Annotated in this window: 16 protein-coding genes; 8 read left to right on the top strand and 8 right to left on the bottom strand. The window is 73.4% G+C overall.

Annotated elements, in window-relative coordinates; all coding sequences use genetic code 11:
• The first annotated feature begins 183 nt into the window (after positions 1–183).
• Positions 184–1,218, top strand: coding sequence for a 3-oxoacyl-ACP synthase III family protein (locus ACFVZW_RS21315; protein WP_384523490.1), 1,035 nt, complete (start codon positions 184–186; stop codon positions 1,216–1,218).
• Between the two features lie 197 nt (positions 1,219–1,415).
• On the opposite strand, the gene ACFVZW_RS21310 is transcribed toward ACFVZW_RS21315, so the two are convergent.
• Genes ACFVZW_RS21310 through ACFVZW_RS21295 form a run of 4 tightly spaced genes read right to left on the bottom strand, consistent with a single transcriptional unit; the run spans position 1,416 to position 5,617 of the window.
• Positions 1,416–2,852 carry an FAD-dependent monooxygenase gene (locus tag ACFVZW_RS21310; protein WP_384523488.1) on the bottom strand — a complete coding sequence of 479 codons (1,437 nt, stop codon included), beginning with the start codon at positions 2,850–2,852 and terminating at the stop codon, positions 1,416–1,418.
• Positions 2,853–2,856: 4 nt separating this feature from the next.
• Positions 2,857–3,735, bottom strand: a complete 879-nt coding sequence (locus ACFVZW_RS21305) for a TIGR03621 family F420-dependent LLM class oxidoreductase (protein WP_384523486.1) — start codon at positions 3,733–3,735, stop codon at positions 2,857–2,859.
• Positions 3,732–4,853 (bottom strand): alpha/beta hydrolase, encoded by a 1,122-nt coding sequence (locus ACFVZW_RS21300; protein ID WP_384523484.1) that lies wholly within the window; start codon positions 4,851–4,853, stop codon positions 3,732–3,734. Before ACFVZW_RS21300 ends, ACFVZW_RS21305 begins: the two co-directional genes overlap by 4 nt.
• Positions 4,850–5,617: a 2-oxo acid dehydrogenase subunit E2 gene (locus tag ACFVZW_RS21295; protein ID WP_383560757.1), complete on the bottom strand. Its 768-nt coding sequence runs from the start codon at positions 5,615–5,617 to the stop codon at positions 4,850–4,852. Before ACFVZW_RS21295 ends, ACFVZW_RS21300 begins: the two co-directional genes overlap by 4 nt.
• Positions 5,618–6,056: 439 nt before the next feature.
• On the opposite strand from ACFVZW_RS21295, the gene ACFVZW_RS21290 reads away from it, so the two are divergent.
• The 7 genes from ACFVZW_RS21290 (at position 6,057) to ACFVZW_RS21260 (ending at position 14,362) form a co-directional block, all read left to right on the top strand.
• Entirely contained in the window at positions 6,057–7,292 is a 1,236-nt protein-coding gene (locus tag ACFVZW_RS21290; RefSeq protein ID WP_384523482.1) for a cytochrome P450, read from the top strand.
• 5 nt (positions 7,293–7,297) lie between these two features.
• On the top strand, positions 7,298–7,540 hold the full coding sequence (locus tag ACFVZW_RS21285) for a ferredoxin (protein WP_384523480.1): 243 nt from the start codon (positions 7,298–7,300) through the stop codon (positions 7,538–7,540).
• Positions 7,537–9,168, top strand: coding sequence for an ABC transporter substrate-binding protein (locus ACFVZW_RS21280; protein WP_384523478.1), 1,632 nt, complete (start codon positions 7,537–7,539; stop codon positions 9,166–9,168). Before ACFVZW_RS21285 ends, ACFVZW_RS21280 begins: the two co-directional genes overlap by 4 nt.
• A complete protein-coding gene (locus tag ACFVZW_RS21275) occupies positions 9,168–10,103 on the top strand; it encodes an ABC transporter permease (RefSeq protein WP_384523476.1) in 936 nt (311 codons plus the stop codon). Before ACFVZW_RS21280 ends, ACFVZW_RS21275 begins: the two co-directional genes overlap by 1 nt.
• A 515-nt stretch (positions 10,104–10,618) precedes the next feature.
• Positions 10,619–11,413 (top strand): ABC transporter permease, encoded by a 795-nt coding sequence (locus ACFVZW_RS21270; protein WP_384523474.1) that lies wholly within the window; start codon positions 10,619–10,621, stop codon positions 11,411–11,413.
• Entirely contained in the window at positions 11,403–13,283 is a 1,881-nt protein-coding gene (locus ACFVZW_RS21265) for a dipeptide ABC transporter ATP-binding protein (protein WP_384523472.1), read from the top strand. Before ACFVZW_RS21270 ends, ACFVZW_RS21265 begins: the two co-directional genes overlap by 11 nt.
• A 14-nt stretch (positions 13,284–13,297) precedes the next feature.
• Positions 13,298–14,362: an LLM class flavin-dependent oxidoreductase gene (locus ACFVZW_RS21260; protein ID WP_384523470.1), complete on the top strand. Its 1,065-nt coding sequence runs from the start codon at positions 13,298–13,300 to the stop codon at positions 14,360–14,362.
• Here the strand turns inward: ACFVZW_RS21260 and ACFVZW_RS21255 are convergent.
• The 4 genes from ACFVZW_RS21255 to ACFVZW_RS21240 form a co-directional block, all read right to left on the bottom strand.
• Positions 14,302–15,357, bottom strand: a complete 1,056-nt coding sequence (locus tag ACFVZW_RS21255) for an LLM class flavin-dependent oxidoreductase (protein ID WP_384523468.1) — start codon at positions 15,355–15,357, stop codon at positions 14,302–14,304. The genes ACFVZW_RS21260 and ACFVZW_RS21255 overlap by 61 nt on opposite strands.
• A 57-nt stretch (positions 15,358–15,414) precedes the next feature.
• Positions 15,415–16,185, bottom strand: a complete 771-nt coding sequence (locus ACFVZW_RS21250; RefSeq protein WP_384523466.1) for a BTAD domain-containing putative transcriptional regulator — start codon at positions 16,183–16,185, stop codon at positions 15,415–15,417.
• A gap of 40 nt (positions 16,186–16,225) precedes the next feature.
• Positions 16,226–16,714: a flavin reductase family protein gene (locus ACFVZW_RS21245; RefSeq protein WP_384523464.1), complete on the bottom strand. Its 489-nt coding sequence runs from the start codon at positions 16,712–16,714 to the stop codon at positions 16,226–16,228.
• Between the two features lie 149 nt (positions 16,715–16,863).
• Positions 16,864–19,689 carry a helix-turn-helix transcriptional regulator gene (locus ACFVZW_RS21240; RefSeq protein WP_384523462.1) on the bottom strand — a complete coding sequence of 942 codons (2,826 nt, stop codon included), beginning with the start codon at positions 19,687–19,689 and terminating at the stop codon, positions 16,864–16,866.
• Positions 19,690–20,006: the final 317 nt, after the last annotated feature.

Here is a 20,006-nt window from a genome sequence, read left to right as displayed (position 1 = left end):
CGTCCCTCGTATGCCAGCGGTGATGCTCGGCAACGTCGCCGACGCGGCTTGCGGGTTGCTTAGCGAGACCTAAAGCCGCACCCGGTGGCGGACAGGTGGCCGCGCGGAAGCCCGGGAGAGCGGGGGAACGGGCCCTAAGGTGCTCTTTAGCCGGGCGTCAGCCGGGCGGCCGAAAGTGGCGGAATGGAAGCCTCGGAAATCCACATCCTGTCGGTCGGAACCGCACTGCCCGGCGATCCCCTGGACAACGCGGACCTGGCCCGCCACTTCGGCATGGACCCGATCTGGGAACAGTGGGTCGACGCGTTCGTCGGCACCCGGGCCAGGCATCTGTCGGTGGATCTGAGCACCGGGAAGCTCCGGTCCACGCTCGCCGATCTGGCCACCACGGCCGCCGCGCGCGCCCTGGAGAGCGCCGGCGTCACTGCCGGGGACATCGACCTCGTCGTCCTCGGCACCGCCACCCCCGACCAGCTGATGCCCGCGACCGTCAACATCGTCGCGGACCGGCTCGGCATCGACGGAGTGCCGACCTATCAGCTTCAGTCGGGCTGCGCGGGCGCCTTCCAGGCGCTCGACGTCGGCCGCCAGATGCTGCGGGCCGGCGGTCACCGTACGGCCCTGGTGATCGGCGGGGAGCTGTGCTCGCGCCACTACGACCCCGGCGTCGACCTGGCGAAGCTCGACTCGGCCGAGCTGGTCAACTTCGTCCTGTTCGGCGACGGCGCCGGCGCGGCCGTCCTGAGCGCGGAGCCGGTCGCCGGCGCACCGGTGATCCGCCGGGTGCTCAACCGGCTGACCGGGCTGAACCGCGAGCCCGGCCAGATCGTCGAGTGGACCGGGGCGCTCGACCGCGCGGACGCGGACCGGGCCCACATCAAGGAGGACTACAAGGCGATCGAGGAGTCCGTCCCCGTGATGTCCCGGGAGATCGCCGAGGAACTCCTCGGCGACCTGGGCTGGACGGCCGCCCAAGTGGACTACCTGCTGCCGCCCCAGCTCTCCGGGCGCATGACGCGGCGGATCGTCGAGGGCCTGGACATTCCGCTGGCGGAGGAGATCACCCGCGTCGACACCATCGCCAACACCGGCAACGCGATGCCGTTCTTCCAGCTGGAGGAGGTCCTGCCGCAGTTGGCGCCCGGTGACCGGGTCCTCGGGATCTCCGTGGAGTCCAGCAAGTGGCTCAAGGCGGGCTTCGCGCTCGAACTGGCCTGACCGCCTTCCCCCCACCCCACCGTCCCTGTGGCCGGCCCCCCCCCGCCCCCCCCCCCCCCCCCCCCGCCCACGCCGCCCCGCGGGCCACCCCCCCGCGCGGCGCGCCCACCCCGGCCGCCCCCGCCTCCCGGCCCCCCCCCCGCGCTCCGCCCGGGGGGGCCCCCCCGCGGGGCGCTTCGTCATCTCCGTCGCGGCACTCAGCGCGGCGCGCCGAACCACTCCTTCAGCGCCGTCTCCAGCTCGCCCGAACCCTCGGCCCAGACGACGTGTCCGTCCGGACGCAGGAGTACGGAACCGGTCTCCGCGCCCTCCGGGACGGCCGCCGTGCCGACCCGGTCGGCCCAGCCCGCGGCCGTACCCGCGAACGCCGCACCGGAGGCGCCCTCCGCGAGGAGCAGCAGTCCACGGCCGTCGTGCAGCAGCGGCGCGGCGGCGGGGACCCGGCCGCCCAGCGCGGGGTCCGCGGACGCGGCACCCAGGCGGTAGCGGAGGTCGACGCCGGTCACCAGCTCCACCAGGTACCGGTTGACGTCATCGAAGCGGGCGAGTTCCGCGACGAGGGAGCGCGCACCGGCCGCCCGGGCCGCCGGGTGCATCAGGGCCAGCTGGGCGTCGAGCGCGAGCCGGGCCCGCTCGCCCTCCGGGTGCCGCTCGGCGTGGTACGTGTCGAGGAGCCCCGGCGGCGCCCAGCCGGCGAGGTCCGCTGCGAGCTTCCAGCCGAGGTTGACCGCGTCCTGCAGGCAGGTGCTCAGCCGGAGGCCGCCGAGGGGGTAGAAGGAGTGCGCGGCGTCGCCGGCGAGGAACACCCGACCGGCCCGGTAGCGCTCCGCGTTGCCGCTGACGCTGGTGAACCGCTCGGCCCACACCACCTCGCGGGCGGGCAGCCGATGGCCCGTGAGCGCCTCGATCTCGCCCTGGAGCTCCTTCGGTGCCACCGGCCCCGCGCCGGCGGCCGGCTCGTCGCCGAAGAGCGTGGTGATCACCCGTAGGACGCCGGGGCCTGCGGGCGCGCCCGAGTACACCCCGCCGGAGGCGGTGTAGTGGGCGCCCAGATGGTTGACGGCCAGTTCGGAGAAGTCGGCCTCCACATCGCCCACGATGCCCGACACGGTCCAGCCACTCCCCGGGAAGCCGATGCCGGCCAGCGTCCGTACGGTGCTTCCGGCGCCGTCCGCCGCCACCACGTACGAGCCGCGCACGGTGGACTCGCCGTCGGCGGAGCGCAGCCGCAGGGTCACCGAGTCGGCGGACTGCCGGAGCTCCGTCACCTCCTGTCCGCGCCGGATGTCCACGCCGAGCGTACGCGCGCGCCGCTCCAGCACCTCCGCCAGCTTGGACTGCGGCACCAGCAGCCCGCCGCCGACGCGCTGCGGACCCGACACTTCCTCGGGGCGGAGCCACAACAGGGAGAAGTGCGCCCCGGGCAGCGGGAGTCCTGCTTCGCGGAGTTCGTTCGCGAGACCGCGCTGCGCCAGGAGTTCCATGACGGCCGCGTTCACCGCCTGGCCGGGGGAGCGGGGGTCGGGGGTGTCGCGTCGCTCGACGACGACGACGGGCGCACCGGCCAGGCCCAGCTCGCAGGCGAGCATCAGACCGGTGGGACCGGCGCCCACGACGATCACGGGATCGGTCACAGGCTCATCCTTTCCGCAGCAGCGGGATCACGGGGGCGAAGTCGTACAGGTGGGCGGCGAGGACCATGTACGAGGTGAGGCCGTACCGGTCGTGGTGGCCGCGGATCTGCTCGGCGATCTCCTGATGGGTTCCGATCAACAGCGAGGGCAGATCGAGGAGTTGTGCCGCCGTCAGATGGGGCGCGAGGGCGGTGCGCAGCGAGTCGGCGGCGGCCCGCCGGTCGTCGGTGACGACGACCTTCTTGACCCCGGTGTTCAGCTCGGGCGTCCGGCCGAGTTCCGCCGCCCGGGCGCGCACCGTCGCCACCTGTGCGGCGAACTCCTCGGGGCCGATGAGCACGAAACCGCCCTCCGGGGGCAGTTCCGCGCCGATGAAGCAGACCGTGTCGGCCCGGCGCGCGGCGAGTTCGAGCTCGTCGGGTTCGTTGGCGCCGATCATCAGCGGCGGTCGGGGCGACCGCAGCGGGCGCGGCCGGTGCGCGGGATCGGTCAGCAGCCGGTCCAGTACGTCCACCGTCCCGACCAGCCGGTCCCGCTTCTCCCGGGCCGTGAGCGAAGCGGTCGCCGCGGTGCCGGTCTGCCCGGCATGCAGCCCCACGGTCAGCCGCCCACCGGTCAGCCGGTCGGTGCCGGCGATCTCCCGGGCGAGCACCTCGGGATCCCACAGCGCGGTGTTGGTGAGATAGGTGGCGACCTCGATCCGGGAGGTGGCGGCGGCCGCGGCCACCAGGGACGGGAACGGGGCGGTCATCCCCAGGTGGTCGGTGGTCGCGAAGGTGTCGTAGCCGAGCCGTTCCGCCTCCCGGGCGCGTTCCGGCCAGTCGGCGTCCGGGGAGATCTCGCTCACCCCGAAGCGGAAGACCGGCCCCGTTCCGCCGCTCACGCGCCGCCCTCGGCAGGGCCGGCCGCTCCGGTCAGCCGCTCCCGCAGCCGGATCGCCGACAGGGCCAGGCCCAGCACGGTCCGCTGCGGCCCGTATCCGCCGAGCGTCTCGAGCGCCGACCGAAGGCTCCACAGCCGGGACTCGGCCACGTGCGAGGGCGAACCGTGCACATCGTCGTGGACCAGCATGCGCAGCTCGCGCACGTGCCGTTCGAGCAGGAGCCGGTCGCCCGGCGGGATGATCTCGTCGCGTGCGCTCACCGTGTACGACACCGGCACCTCGAGCGCCGCCAACTCCTGCGGCGTCAGGGCCCAGTCGGCGAGATCCGTCAGTACGGAACCGGGGGCGCCGCCGGTGAGGTGGGCCAGGGTGTCGACCGTCACGCGGGGGATCCTCGGACGCCAGGCGGCGTCCGTGAAGAAGTCCCCGATCGGGGCGCCTGCGGTGACCACGCCCCGTATCCGCTTGTCGTGCAGGGCTGCCCGGAGCGCCAGGTGCCCGCTGAAGCTCATCATCACGGCGACGGTCCGGTCCACGTCCGCGCGGTCCGCGAGCGCGTCGAGGAGCTCCGGGACCATCCGGTGGCTGTCCGCCGCGTAGAGCTGCTCGTTCTCGCCGACTCCCGGCATCTCGGTGGCGACGACGGCCAGGCCGAGCCGTGACGCCTTGGCCAGGATCGGTCCGAACTGCTCCTTCACACTCACGATGCCGCCGCTCAGCAGCAGCACGGGCGGACGTTCGCCGCCCCGCGCGTCCAGGCCGGCCGCCCAGGCCCGCACCCGGCCGCCGGAGAGATCGAGGTCGAGGCGGCGGATGCCGGAACCGTCGCCCGAGCGCCAGCGGTTGAAGGAGGCGACCGTGCGCTCCTGGGCGTCCGCGCGGGCCGGGCCGTCCACGAACGGGAACCGGGCGATGTTGAAGTGCCGTCCCGCCTCGACCTCCCGGCCCCGGCGCTCCAGTTCGACACCGGCCTCGGTCCACTCACGGGCCCAGGAGCCCGGTTCGCCGTCCTCGTCGTGCCGGATCCGCAGCAGTACCTGCCGCAGTCGCTCGCCCGGGATGCCGAGGATCCGGCCGTGCACCTCGACGAACTGCTTGAGTTCCTGGACGTCGTTCATCGCAGCCCCTCCTCGGCCGAGAACCCCTCCAGCGCCTCCTTGACCTCGGTCAGGATGTCCGCCGCCTCCGCGCCGTCGATGACCCGGTGGTCGAAGGTGAGGTTCAGCCGCATGACGGGCGCGCTGGTCACCTCGCCGTCCCGGACCACCGGACGCTCCACGATCCGGCCCACGCCGAAGGTGACCGTCGTGCCGCCCACCGAGTGGAAGCCGTCGACCGCCCTGTGCCCCAGCGAGGTGACCGCGAAGGTGCCGAAGAAGCGGGGGTGGTTGATCAGCGAACGCACCGCCCGGCGGTAGGCCGCGCGCGCCAGCGCCGCGGGCAGCCGGTGCAGCAGCAGCATCGAGGCGAACTCCGGCATCGTCTCCGGATCACCGTCGCGGTAGCGCTCCAGCTCGTGCTGGATCCCCTTCAGATCGGCCCGGTCCAGGTCCGGCAGGACCGCCGAGACCACGACGCGCCGGCCACCGACCCGCTTGTCCAGGGCGACCTTCCCGGAGACCTCGCCGTAGCGGGCGACCTTGGGGCGCAGCCGGCCGCGGATCGCCGCGTTGGCCTCCGGGTGGGCGGCGATCACCCGGGCCGCGGAGTGCAGCACGTACGTGACCAGGGACAGCCGGCTGTCGCCGCGATGGGCCTCACGGTGGGCGAGCACCCCGGACATGTCCACCTCGGTGTCCAGGTGGACGGGGGCGAACGGACGTATCTCGTCGAGGAAGAAGAGCGTGTGACGCCGCTCCCGGGCGATGGCTGCGATATGCATCCCGCCAATCTCGGCAGCCGGTCTTAAGCACCTCCTAGCGCGGCCTAAAGACACCACCCGGGCGCCGGGGACGGACGCTCGCCCCGGCCACCGGAGCCACCGCCACGGACGCCGGGACCCGCCTCACGGGCCGAGGCGGGGGTCCCGATCCCGGCCCGTAGTCCGGCCGCAGGTGCGGGCCCGGCGGCCCCGGGCCGGGGTGGGTGGATTGGCCCGTGGCCGGAATGGGACTCGTGGTCCCAGGCCGGGCGGGACTGCCGGTCCCGGTCCGGGCCGGAGTGGGGCCCGGCGGCCCCCGGCCGGGCCGGGGCCCGTCGTTTGTGGTCGGGGTGGGTGGCGGGCGTTGGCGGCGGGATCCACAGGCGTCCTTTAGAGCCGCACAAGACACCGGTTCCAGGCTTGCCGCAGCCCGAATGTCGCCGCTCGCAGGAGATCTCGCATGTCACGTCCCAGCGCGGTGGGCCTCACCACCGGAACCGAGCCGCTGCCCGACTTCCCGCAGTTGCGGCAGTGCCCGTACCAGCCGCCGTCCGGCTACCGCGACCTGCGCGAGGCCGAGGGCCCGGTGGTGCGCGCCCGGCTCTACGACGGACGCCCCACCTGGGTCGTCCTCGGCCACGCCGTCGCCCGTGAGCTGCTCATCGACCCGCGCCTGTCCTCCGACTGGAGCCGGCCGGACTTTCCTTCGCCGAGCCCGCGACGCAAGGCCATCCAGAAGGCCACGATCCTCGTCGGGATGGACCCGCCGGAGCACTCCGCGTACCGCCGCAGGCTCATCTCCGCCTTCTCCGTGCGACGCACCCGGCAGCTGACCGAGTCGATCCACCGGCGCGCCGGTGAACTCGTCGACGCGATGCTGGAGCAGGGGCCGCCCGCCGAGATCCTCAGCGGACTCGCGCTGCCGCTCTCCTCGCACACCATCTGCGGCATCCTCGGGGTTCCCTACGGGGACCACGACTACTTCGAGGAGCAGTCGGCGCTGCTGGTGTCGCCGCAGGTCACCGAGGACGACGCGACCCAGGCGCTGATGAACCTGCGCTCGTACCTGACCGGCCTCGTGGAACGCAAGGAGAAGGAGTCCGAGCCCGGCGAGGGTCTCCTCGACACCCTCGTCCACAAGGACCTGGCCGAGGGCTCGCTCTCCCGCGACGACGTGATCCGGCTCGGCATCATCCTGCTGATGGCGGGTCACGAGACCACCGCCAGCATGATCACGCTGAGTACGTTCACGCTGCTGCAGAACCCCGACCAGCTGGCCGCGTTCCGCGCCGACCCGGCCGGCGCGAGCCTCGCCGTCGAGGAGCTGCTGCGCTACCTCTCCATCGGCGACGTGGCCATGCGCATCGCCGCCGAGGACATCACGATCGGCGACGTCGCCATCCGCGCCGGCGACAGCGTGATGCTCTCCACCGCCGAGATCAACCGCGACGCGGAGGCGTTCGAGAACGCAGACGAGCTGGACCTCGCGCGCGGCGCCCGGCACCACCTCGCCTTCGGGTACGGCGTGCACCAGTGCATCGGACAGAACCTGGCCCGCGCCGAGATGGAGAGCGCCCTCACCCTCCTCTTCTCCCGCATCCCCGGACTGCGCCTGGCCGTCCCCGCCGACCAGGTGGAGATCAAGCCCGCGCAGAGCGGTGTGCAGGGCATCTACGAACTGCCCGTGACGTGGTGAGCCCCGTGCGCATCACCGCCGACACCGACCGCTGCATCGGGGCGGGGCAGTGCGTCCTGACCGCCGCGGACCTCTTCGACCAGGACGAGGACGGGATCGTGGCCCTGCTCACCGACTCCGTCGACAGCGCGGCCGACGTGGAGCTGGCCCGGCAGGCCGAGCACCTGTGCCCGGCCGCCGCCCTGAGGGTCACGGCCGCCGACGAGGGCACCACCGCGGACGCCACCGAGGGACTGCGGGGCGCATGAGGCCGCGTACACATCGCACCACCACGATCCGGCGGGCCCTGGTCTCGGCGCTGGCACTCGCCTCCGTCGCGACCGGGTGCGGCGCCGGATCCGGCGGAGGGGACGGGCGCGACGGCCGGATCGTGTACGCCGTCGACAGTCAGCCCGACTGCCTGGACCCGCAGATCAGCCCGTACGACGTCACGGCCGCCCTCGGCCGCAACATCTTCGACTCGCTGGTCTCCATGGACGCCGAGGGCCGGATCCGCCCATGGCTGGCGACGTCCTGGCAGATCTCCGGCGACGGGCGCGCGTACACCTTCCGGCTGCGCGACGGGGTGCGCTTCCACGACGGCACCGCCTTCGACGCGGCGGCCGTCAAGGCGACCCTCGACCACACCGTGGCGCCGGAGACCAAGTCCCAGTACGCGGCCGGGCTGATCTCCATGTACGAGGGCGCGACCGTCGTCGACGCCCGCACCGTGCGGGTGGCGCTGTCCCGTCCGTACGCGCCGCTGCTCCAGGTCCTGTCGACGGCGACCTTCGGCATCCAGTCGCCCACCGCGCTGCGCGCGAACCGGGGGCGGACCTGTCTGAAGCCCGTCGGCAGCGGCCCGTTCGTCTTCGCGGGCTGGGCCCGCAACCGGCGGATCGACCTCGACCGCAACCCGCACTACGCCTGGGCACCCCCGGAGGCGGAGAACCGCGGACCCGCACGCGTGGCCGGGCTCACCGTCGAGTTCATCCCGGAGGCGGCCTCGCGCTTCGGCGCCCTCAGCTCCGGGCAGGTGGACGTGGCCGCCGCCGTACCCCCGAGCCACATCGGCCGGCTCCGGCACGCCGACGGCTTCCGGCTGCTGCGGGCGGCCCAGCCCGGCGCGCCGTACACGCTGATGCTCAACGTCAACCGGGCGCCGCTCGACGACCCGCGGGTGCGTCGTGCGCTCCAGCGGTCGATACGCCTCGACGCGCTGGTGAAGGCGCTGTACTCGGGGGCGTACGAACGCGCCTGGAGCACCCTGACACCCGCCACCGCCGGGTACGCGGCCACGACCGAGGGCAGTTGGCCCTACGACCCCGAGGAGGCGGCGCGCCTCCTCGACGAGGCCGGCTGGACCGGACGGGACGAGGACGGCTACCGCACCAAGGACGGCAAGCGGCTGACCCTGCACTGGCCGTACATGACGAGCCTGATGCGCGATCAGCGGGCGCTGCTCGGCCAGGGCATCCAGGCCGAGGCGAAGCGGGCCGGCATCGAGATCCGGTTCACCGCCCTGGAACCGGGGGCCTATCTGGAGAAGGCGATCGGCCGCGACGCCGACATCCTCGCCTTCAGCTGGAACCGCGCCGAACCCGACATCATGCGGAGCTACTTCGACTCCGCGCAGACCGGCGACAAGGGCGGCTCCAACGCCTTCGGCGTCAAGGACGCCCGTCTCGACGGCTGGCTCCGCGAGGCCACCACCACCCGCGACCCCGCACGACGGGCGGCCCTGTACGCGCGGGCGCAGACGCGGGTGAACGAGGAGGCGCTCGCCCTGCCCGTCTACGCGCCCGCCACCCTCGTCGGGGCCGCCGACCGGGTCCGCGGCGTGACCTTCGACGTCCAGGCGTATCCGCGCTTCCACGACGCCCGGCTGGAGGACTGATGGGGCTTCCCCTGCGCTGGTTCGTACGCCGACTGCTGTTGGCGGCCATGGTCGTCTTCGGGGCGGCCAACGCCGTCTTCTTCGCCTTCCGGCTGCTGCCCGGCGATCCGGTGCGCAGCGTCCTCGGCTCCACCAACCCCACGCCCGAACTGGTGGAGCAGGTCCGCCACGAGCTCGCGCTCGACGAGCCGCTCGCCGTGCAGTACGGGCGCTTCATGCGGCGGCTGCTCACCGGTGACCTCGGCGAGTCCTTCCAGCTCCAGCAGCCGGTCGGCGAGGTGATCGGCGATCAGCTGTGGCCCACGGTGCAGCTCGCGGCCGCCGCGTTCGTCCTGGCGCTGCTCGCGGCGGTGACGCTGGCCGTCCTGACCGCGCACCGGCCGCGTGCCCGGCGGATCGCCTCCACCCTCGAACTCGTCGCGGCCTCCACGCCCGCGTTCTGGACCGGGATGCTCCTGCTGGCGCTGCTGTCCTTCCGGTTGAAGTGGTTCCCGGCGATGGGCGGCAGCGGCGCGGCCGGTCTCGTCCTGCCGGCCGTCACGCTCGCCGCCGGTCTCGTCGGCGTCTTCTCGCAGGTGCTGCGGGAGGAGGTCGAACGGGCCCTGGAGCAGCCGTTCGTGCTGAGCGCCCGGGCCAGGGGCAGCGGCGAGACCGCGATCCGGCTCCGGCATGCGCTGCGGCACGGTCTGATCCCGCTGGTCACCCTGGCCGGCTGGGCGGTGGGCGCGCTGTTCGGGGGCGCGGTCGTGGTGGAGAGCGTCTTCAGCCGCCAGGGCCTGGGCCAGGTGACGGCGGGTGCCGTGGCCGGCCGGGACCTGCCGGTGGTGACGGGTGTGGTGCTGGTCTCCGCGGTGGCCTTCGCCCTGATCAACCTGGTGGTGGACGTGCTCTATCGGATCGTCGACCCGCGGATCGACGAGAGGAGCATCGGATGACCACGTCCGAGACCCACGCGGGGACCGAAGGCTTCGGGGGGACCGGGGTGGCCGGGGACTCCGGCGGTGCCGAGTCCGCCGGGTCCGCCGGGCCTGCCCGGGACTCAGGCGTCGCTGGGGCTGCCGGGGGCGCCGGGGGCTCTGGCGTTGCTGGGGCCCCCGGGTCCGCCGGGCCTGCCCGGGACTCTGACGTCGCTGGGGCTGCGGGGGGCGCCGGGGGCTCTGGCGTTGCTGGGGCTGCTGGGGCCTCCGGGTCCGCCGGGGCCGACCGGGACTCTGACGTCGCTGGGGCTGCGGGCGGCACCGGGGACGTCGGCGCAACTGGGGTTGTCAGCGCCGCCGTGGACCCTGGCGTTGCTGGGGCTGCCCGGAACTCTGACATCGCCGCGTCTGCCGGGTCGGACCCGGACTCCGGCGGCGGTGGGGCCGAGGGGGAACCGACAGGCACGGGGGCCGGTTCGGGTCCCGGGGTTCGGGCCGTGCGCGGCGCTCGGCGTCGGCCGCGGGTGGGTGTCGTGCTGGCCGGGGCCGTCGTGGCCCTCGCCGTCCTGGCCGCCGTCGCGCCAGGACTGCTCGCCACGCAGCAACCGGACGCCATCGACCCGGTCAACGCCCTGGCCGGGCCCGGTGACGGGCACTGGCTCGGCACCGACCAGCTCGGCCGGGACGTGCTCAGCCGGATCGTGCACGGAGCCCGCACCTCTTTGCTGATCGGCTTCGGTGCCACGGCCTTCGCCGTCGTCGTGGGCTCGCTCCTCGGGGTGTTCGCGGCCGCCGCCGGCCGGGCGGTCGACCAGATCCTGATGCGGGCCACCGACATCCTGCTGGCCTTCCCCGGCCTGATGCTGTCCCTGGTCGTGGTCGCCGTCCTCGGCCCCGGCACCGGGAACGCCACCCTGGCCATCGGGGCCTCGCTGCTGCCCGGCTTCGTGCGGCTCGCCCGGGGCCAGGCGCTGGCCATCCGCGACAGCGACTACGTCCGTGCGGCCGTGGTGATCGGGCGCGGCAGGGGTTCCGTCTTCGTACGGCATCTGCTGCCCAACGCCCTGCCGCCGCTGCTGGTCCTCGCCACGGTGAACATCGGCAGCGCGGTCATCGCCGGATCGACCCTCAGCTTTCTCGGCCTCGGCCCGCAGCCGCCCTCGCCGGAGTGGGGCGCCATGCTCGCGGAGGGCCGCGACCACCTGGACACCTCGTGGGCGGCCGCCGTCTTCCCCGGCCTGGCCATCACGGTCACGGTCGTCGCGGTGACGGTCGTGGGCCGGGCCCTGCAGCGCCGGATCGACGGAAGGGACGGCCATGGGCGTTGACGAACCCCGCGCCGGGCAGGCGCTCCTCACGGTGGAGGACCTGCGGATCTCGTTCGGCCACGGCCGGCACCGCACCGAGGTCGTCCACGGTGTGGACCTCCAGCTGCGGGCCGGCGAGTGTCTGGCCGTGGTCGGCGAGTCGGGCTCGGGCAAGACGGTCACGGGCCGGACGCTGGCCGGGCTCACCGGCCCCGGAGCCACCGTGAGCGCCCGCAGACTCGAGTTCGACGGCCGGGACCTCACGGCCCTCGGCGAACGCGAGTGGCGGCGGATCCGGGGCGCGGAGATCGGGCTCGTGCTGCAGGACGCGCTCGTCTCGCTCGATCCGTTGCGCCGGATCGGCGTCGAGATCGAGGAGTCGCTGGCCAACCACGGCATCGGCACGCGCCGTGACCGGCCAGGGAGGGCCGTCGAGCTGCTGCGGGAGGTCGCCGTCCCCGAACCGGAGTGGCGGGCCCGGCAGTTCCCGCACCAGCTGTCCGGCGGGCAGCGGCAGCGGGCGCTGATCGCCTCGGCGATCGCCGCCGGCCCGCGCGTGCTGATCGCGGACGAGCCGACGACGGCACTCGACATGACCGTGCAGGCCCAGATCCTCGACCTGCTGGCCGCCCGTCGTGACGCGGGCACCGCGCTGCTGCTGATCAGCCACGACCTGGCGGTGGTGGCCCGACTGGCCGACCGCATCGCGGTGATGCACGACGGCCGCCTCGTGGAAACGGGCCCGGCCGCGCACCTCCTGGAGGCGCCCGCCCACCCCTACACCCGTCGTCTGCTCGAAGCGGTCCCGTCACCCCGCCGACGCACGGGCCCGGCCGCGGTGGAGGACCCGGTCCCGGGCGGGACGACGGTCGCGGGCCCGGGGCGCGGCACCGTCCCGGAACCCGCTCAGCGCGCCGTCCCGGAACCCGCTCAGTCCGCCGTCCCGGATCCCGCTCAGTCCGCCGTCCTGGTACCCGCTCACTCCACCGTCCCGGTACCCGCTCAGCGCGCCGCCGTCCTGGTACCCGCTCAGCTCGCCGCCCCCGACTCCGCCCAACCCGCCTCCGGCGCCGTCGTGTTGCGGGTCGAGGGACTCTTCAAGCGGTTCCCCGGGCCCGGTGGGGGCATCGACGCGTTGAGTGATGTGTCCTGCACCCTTCGGGCCGGCGAGACGCTCGGGGTGCTCGGGGAGTCGGGGTCCGGGAAGTCGACGCTCGCCCAGGTCGTGCTCGGGCTGCTGGAGCCGGACGAGGGGGCCGTGACCCTGCTCGGGCGGCCCTGGTCCGGGCGGAGCGAGCGGGCGCGGGCCGCGCTGCGGGGGCGGATCCAGCTCGTACAGCAGGATCCGCTGTCCTCCTTCGACCCGCGGTGGACCGTGGAGCGGATCGTGGCCGAGGCGCTCGGCGCCGGGGGCCGTCGGGCCGCGCGCGGTCAGCGGGCCCGCATCACCGAGCTCCTGGGCCTGGTGGGCCTGGAACCCGAGCTCCTCGACCGCGGGCCCCGTGGACTGTCCGGCGGGCAGCGGCAGCGCGTGGCGATCGCCCGCGCGCTCGCGCCCGAGCCCGACGTCCTCGTCTGCGACGAGCCGGTCTCCGCGCTCGACGTCTCCGTCCAGGCGCAGGTGCTGGACGTCTTCGAGCGGGTACGTGAACGGCTGGGCGTGGCCCTGCTGTTCATCTCGCACGACCTCGGCGTGGTGCGCCACGTCAGCGACCGAGTCGCGGTGATGCGGGCGGGCCGCATCGTCGAGACCGGTCCGGTGGAGCGGGTCTTCACAAGCCCCGAACACCCCTGGACGCGGCAGCTGCTGGACGCGCTGCCCCGGCCCGCCGCTCCCTCGACCACTCCAACCAACCCGGCCGCGCCTCCCGTGCCCGGCCATGTCTCCTGATGGTGAGTCGCCCTATGAACGACACTGCTGGATTCCGCCTGTCCGTCCTGGACACGGTGCCCGTCTGGAACGGCGTCCCCGCCGCCCGGTCCCTGCGTGAACTGCTGGAGCTGGCCCCGGCGGTGGAGCGCCTCGGCTACCACCGCTACTGGCTGGCCGAGCACCACAACATGCCGGCCTTCGGCACCTCGACGCCGCCCGTGCTGATCGGGCAGCTCGCCGGCGTCACCTCGACGCTGCGGATCGGTTCGGGCGGCGTGATGCTCCCCAACCACGTGCCGTTCGTGGTCGCCGAGCAGTTCGCCACCCTCGACGTCTTCCACCCGGGCCGGATCGACCTCGGCATCGGCCGCGCGCCGGGCGGCGAGCCCGCCACCGCCCGTGCGCTGCGGCGCACCGGCGACCCGGCGCACGAGGGTGCCTTCGGGGAGCAGCTGGCCGAGCTGATCGGCTATCTGACGCCGTCCCGTCCGGACGCCCGGCCGCCGGTCGCGGTCAGCCCGCCGCCGGAGCGTCCGCTGCCGGTCTGGCTGCTCGGCACGAGCGCCTCCAGCGCCTCGCTCGCAGCCCGTCTCGGACTGCCGTACGCCTTCGCCCACCACCTCAACCCGAGTGGTACGGAGGCGGCGGTGGCCCGCTACCGGGAGGAGTTCCGTCCCTCGGAGCGGCTGGAGCGCCCCTATGTCGCGGTGTCGGCCCAGGTGGTGGCGGCCGACACGGACGAGGAGGCCGAGTACCTGGCCGGGCCCATCAAGGTGGCCCATGTGGAGGGGCGGATCAATCCGCTGACCCTCTTCCGTACCCCCGACCAGGCGGCCGGATATCAGCTGACGGATGCTCAGCAGAGGTATCTGGACGGTCATTTCGCCCCGCAGATCGTCGGCGGGGCGGAGACGGTACGCCGGCGCCTCGCCGACTTCCGGGCCCGGACGGGCGCGGACGAACTGCTGGCGACGGCGCCCGTCTTCGGCCTCGAGGCCAGGGTCCGGACGTTCCGGCTGCTGGCCGAGGCGGTGGATCAGCCCGCGTCGGCCGAGGAGGGGGCCCTCAGCCCGGCCAGCTCGGCGAGCAGCTCGTAGGACCGTACGCGCTCGTCGTGATCCTGGACCACGCTGAGCATCATCAGTTCGTCGGCGCCGGTGGCCTTGGTGAGTTCGGTGATCCGCTGCCGTACGGCCTCCGGCCCGCCGAAGATCTGGGGGTCGTACATCTGGTCGACCACCGCCCGCTCCTCCGGGGCGAAGGAGAAGCGGGCGGCCTCCTCGGCGGGCGGGAAGTACGGGTTCTGGCCGCGCAGCGACTGGGCGGTGATCATCCGCAGCGGGGCGCTCAGCAGTTCGCCCCGGGCGTCGTCCTCGGCCACCGCGCCGAAGGCGGCGATCATCGCGTAGGGCTGGGCGAGGTACTCGGAGGGCCGGAACTCGGAGCGGTAGGCGTCCAGCGCGGCCAGGGTGCCGTGCGGGGCGAAGTGGTGGGCGTAGGCGAAGGGCAGCCCCAGGGCGGCGGCGAGCTGTGCGCTGTACCCGCTGGAGCCGAGCAGCCAGACCGGCACGGTCTGTTCGGTCGCCGGGACGGCGAGGACCGTCCCGCGCCCGGCGGCCTGGGCGTGGGCGCCGCCCGCGGGCGGCGCGAAGTACCGCAGCAGTTCCTGGATCTGCGCGGGGAAGTCGGTGCCGCCGAGCGGCCCGGCCTGGCGGCGCAGCGCCCTGGCCGTGAGCGGGTCGGTGCCGGGTGCCCGGCCGATGCCGAGGTCGACCCGGCCGGGGTGCAGGGCGGCCAGGGTGCCGAACTGCTCGGCCACCACGAGCGGCGGGTGGTTGGGCAGCATGACGCCGCCGGCCCCGACGCGCAGATGCGTGGTGGCGGCGGCGATCTGCCCGGCGAGGATCGCCGGCGACGAGGTCGACAGTGACGGCATGTTGTGGTGCTCGGCCAGCCAGAAGCGGTGGTAGCCGAGCCGGTCCACGGCGCGGGCCAGTCGGATGGTGTTGCGCAGTGAAGCGGTCGCCGTCGACCCCCGCCAGACGGGCGCGGTGTCCAGGACAGACAGGCTGATACCCAGTTCAGTGGTCATGGAGCGAGAATATGGGGACTGTCCCCACTTTTCAATACGGCCTGGACAGCACCTGTTTCAGGCCGCCGAAGGCAGCAGCGCCGGACCGGAGTCCAGGAGGATCGCCTGATGCAGCTCGTGCAGCTGCCGGCACGGGCTGATGCCCAGCTCCCGGTCGAGCGCAGAACGCACCGAGTGGTACGCCTGCAGCGCGTCCGCCCGACGGTCGGAGCGGTACAGCGCGAGCATCAACTGCCGGTGGAACGCCTCGATCAGGGGGTGCTTGGCGACCAGCGCGTACAGCGGCCCGACCAGCTCCCGATGCCGTCCCAGCGCCAGATCCGCCTCGTTGCGCATCTCGACGCACTCGAGCCGGGTCTCCTCCGCCCAGGTGGCGAACTCGTCCACGATCGCGCCGCCCCGCAGCTCGCCCAGGACCGTGCCGCGCCACAGCGACAGCGCCTGACCGCACAGCGCGGAAGCCTCCGCGTGCCGACGCGCCCGGGACGCCGCCCGGCCCTGCTGGGTCAGCCGCTGGAAGTCGTGCGCGTCCAGCGTGTTGTCGCCCAGCTCCAGGACGTACCCCGGGAACCGGGTCACGATCGGACCCTTGCCCCGGTCCGCGCGTTTCAGCAGTTTTCGCAGCTGGGATATGTACACATGCAGCGTGGCCGTGGCCCGGCGCGGTGGTTCGTCGCCCCAGATCTCGCCGCACAGCTGGTCCGTGGAAATGACGTCCTCGGCACGTACCAGCATGGCCGCGAGAAGGCATTCCACCTTCGGTGCGCTGATGGCGAAGACATCGTCGCCGTCAGTCATGCGCAGGCTGCCCAAGATTTCGAATCGCATGTCTTGTTGACCTTCCGGAGTTCGCATGGACCGACAGTGCTCAGCGCGTCACTGAGCCGTAGCGACCGTCGAGATAGACGAGTGGATGCGCCGGGTCGCCCTCGAGCGCGTGAATCGGCTGCGCGATCACCAGGGTGTGATCGCCGGCGGGCAGGTCGTACACCTTGCGGCAGACCAGCGCCGTCGGCACGCCGTCGAGCAGCGGCACTCCGTGCGGGCCGGACCTCCAACGGGTCGGCGGCGCGAACCGGTCGGCGCCGCTGCGTGCGAAGGTCGTGGCGAGTTCCTGCTGGTCGAGGGCGAGCAGATGCACCGCCACGTACTCGGCCGCACAGATCGTGGCCCATGACGAGGCGCGCCGGCCCACCCCGAACGACACGAGGGGAGGGGCGGACGAGAGCGAGCTGAGCGAGGTCGCGGTGAACCCGACGGGCCCTCTCTCACCCATCGCTGTGATGATCGCCACGCCGGCCGGGTGGGTCCGGAAAACACCCCGGAACACATCCGCCGTGATCGGCTCCTCGTCCACCGTGCCGGATCCCGGACACGTCGTCGACGCGGACCAGACGTGATGATGGGCGACCCCACCTTGACTCACTTCAACCCCCTGAAGGAACTGAACCGGGGCCGGTCGGACCCCGCGCGGTTCATTGCCGTGCCTTCAGCCTCACAGAGGGATCACGTACGGGCATCAGTGGAAATACGTACGGCCATCAAACGAGCCAATTCCGCGCGCGAACCGATCTCCAATTTCCGGTAGATCCGGGACAGGTGGACCTCCACCGTGCGCGGACTCAGCCCCAGCGCCTCCGCGATCTCCCGCGTCCGCCGGCCCGTCCCCGCGACCCGGGCGACCTCCCGCTCCCGCTCCGTCAGCACCTCCAGACCGGTCACCGGCGGGATCGGCGCGGGCAGCAGCGCGTGGCAGCCCCGGCCCAGCGAGTTCTCCAGCGGTGTGTCCGGGCTCAGCCGGGCCAGCAGCAGAACGTCCCACTGCTCGGCCAGCTCCTGCGCGGACGCCCACAGCTCCGCCGCCCGCTCCGGACGGCTGCTGTTGCTCGCCGCCCGGGCCGCACGGATCCGGGCCGTCAGCCGGTGGAGCCGCAGCTGCGCGTTGTCGAAGGCGCGCTCCGCCTCCTCGTACAGCGCCACCGCCGCGTCCCAGTCGCCCTGCTCGACGAGCACGTGCCCGCGCGACAGCAGCGCGTACGCCCGGTTGTGCGGCAGCCGCAGGGTCTGCGCCGCGCCGGCCGTGCGGTCGGCCCACATCGACGTGCTGCCCGTGCCGCCGGAGAGCGAGGCCAGGGTGAGCAGTTCGAAGGCGCGGGGACGCTGCGCGGGATCCAGATCCCGCAAGTCGGTGCCGCCGAGCTCCAGGAGCAGGCTCACACAGCGGTCCGGGCTGCCCTGCAGCAGCAGCGCCTCGGCGAGGGTGAGGACGGCGGCGCCGTGCCAGCGGCAGGCCGAGCGGCGCAGGGTGGTGACGGCCTGTTCGGTAAGGGCCGAGGCCCGGCTGCTGCCCGGCGGATCGGCGTACGTCACGCACAGCGCCTCCTGGGCGAGGGCCACGGCGCGCAACTGCTGGGCGCCCAGATAGCCCGACAGCTCCGCGGCCTCGGCGGCGGACCTGCGGGCGCTCTCCAGCCGGCCCTGACGCAGCTGGGCCTCGGCCAGTCCGCTCAGCAGCACGGGCAGCATCGCGTTGTGCGAGCAGTCCCGGACCACCGCGGTGCCGCGCTCGTAGAACGACTCCGCCTCGCGCGGCCGGCCGAGCGCCTGGGCGCACCAGCCCAGCAGCGCGAGGTACTCGGAGTGGTAGTACACCTCGTTGTGCGAGAGCTCGTCCATCTGACGCACGGCGGCGTCGTAGGAGGCCAGGCACTGCGCGGTGCGGCCGGCGGAGAGCTCGCCGAGGGCATGCAGGGCCATGGCCCCGGCCAGCGTCGTGCGCTTGCCGCCGGCCCGGGCCAGGACCAGCGCCTGGGCGGCCACCTTGGGCAGCTCGTCGTCGCCACGGAGCGATGAAACGATTCCCCGGTAGATCGTGAGCTGAGCGAGGAGATCGTTGTCAGCGTCCATCTCGCGCAGGGTGCCGAGTTCGGCGGTCACCAGCTCCGCCGCCTCGCTGAACCGCCCGTGGAGGCACTCGACGATCACGCAGAGCCGGACCGCCGCCCGGTGTGCCTCGCCCGGACCCAGCGCCGACCCCTGCGTCAGCTGCATCCGCAGCGAGGCGTCGTCGGCGAGGTAGTTCGCCGCCCGCAGCGCCCGCGCCAGCGGGGGAATCAGACCGAGGAGCCGGCCGGTGGACTGCTCGGAGGCGGGCAGTCCGTGAAGGGCCGTCAGCAGCCACCGTACGGCGTCGTACGGGGAGCTCTGCTCCGTCTCCTTGCCGGCCCGGGCCAGTGTCTCCAGGTCCTCCGGGGTGAAGGAGCTGGTCGACAGCTCGATGTGCACGGCCCGCTCGGAGGCCGAAGCGGCCCGGCGATTGAGCACGGTGAGCGCCCTGCGGTGGGCCTGCGAACGCCAGCAGCGGTCGGCCTGGTCGTGCAGCACACGGCGCAGCACCGGATGCCGGAAGCCCAGCTGCGTGGCGGAGCAGCGCAGCGGCCGCATCACGTCCAGCTGGATCAGCGCGTTGACGACGGCGCAGGTCTCGTCGACGGGCAGCTCGGAGACGGCCGACAGCTCGTCCCGGCTGAACCGGTCGCCGAGCACCGCCGCCGACTCCGCCACCAGCCGCTCCGCCGGGTCGAGCACGGCGAGTTCGGCGGCCAGCGGCGCCAGTCGCCCGGTCAGCAGGTCGGGCCGCAGCCCGGGCCCGAGCGGGGAGGCGTCGCCCTGCGCCAGCAGATACAGCGGATTGCCGCGGCTCTCCTGGAGCACCGAGGGCAGCCAGCCGGTGTCGGGCCGCACGCCGAGGAGCCGGGCGGCCTGGTCGAGATTGAGCGGCTGGAGCTCGATCCGCTGCACCCGGTCCTGCTCGGCGCCCTGGGCGAGGGTGCTGAGCAGCGAGGGCGCCGCCTGCCGCGGCCGGTGCGCGAGGACGAGCAGCACCGGTGCCCGGAACGTCCAGCGGGCCAGGTGGTCGGCGAGCTCGAGCGACTGGGGGTCGGCCCAGTGGAAGTCGTCGAGGACGAGCAGCAGCCCTCCGTCGGCGGCCTGGTTGAGCAGTGCGTGGACGGCCTGGGAGAGCTGGAGCGGCGGGAGTTCGGCGCCCCGTCCGCCCAGTCGGGCGCAGAGCCCGGCGCGCAGCAGCTCGGCGTGGGCGGGGGAGAGGTCGGTCAGCCTCTCCGACGTCATCAGGCCGTTCAGCGCGCGGGTGAACACATGCAAAGGATCATGCTGCTCGGACGGGTAGCAGCGGCCGTCCAGCACCGGGACGCCCCGGGCACGCGCGGCGGAGGTCAGCTGGGCCAGCAGGCGGCTCTTGCCCGAACCGGGCTCGCCGAGCACCTCGACGATGCCTCCCCGGCCGTTCTGCAACTCCTGCAGCGCGCCCAACAGCAGTAACGACTCCTTGCAGCGCACCGAAGACGTCTGCGTCGAAGTCTCTGTGACCAGCGACATATTCACGATGACCGTCCCTTCCCCCTTGAGTCGACATCTCGCGTACCACCTTAACGATCACTCCGTCACGATGGTACGAGCGGCTTGTTACGGTGGTCTGAACCAGGAAGTACTTTGCGTAAGGGATAACGAACGCGCCCTGGTCGGCAGGTGCCGACCACGGCGTGTGGGGGGGGTTTGCGGGGGGGGGGCGGTTTTCGGGTGGGGGGGGTTTGCGGGGGGGGGGCGGTTTGGGGGGGCCCCACCGTATT

Source organism: Streptomyces sp. NPDC059567, assembly GCF_042735655.1.
Lineage (GTDB): Bacteria > Actinomycetota > Actinomycetes > Streptomycetales > Streptomycetaceae > Streptomyces.
Note: the sequence above shows the minus strand (reverse complement) of the source record. Positions and strands in the feature narration are given on the sequence as shown.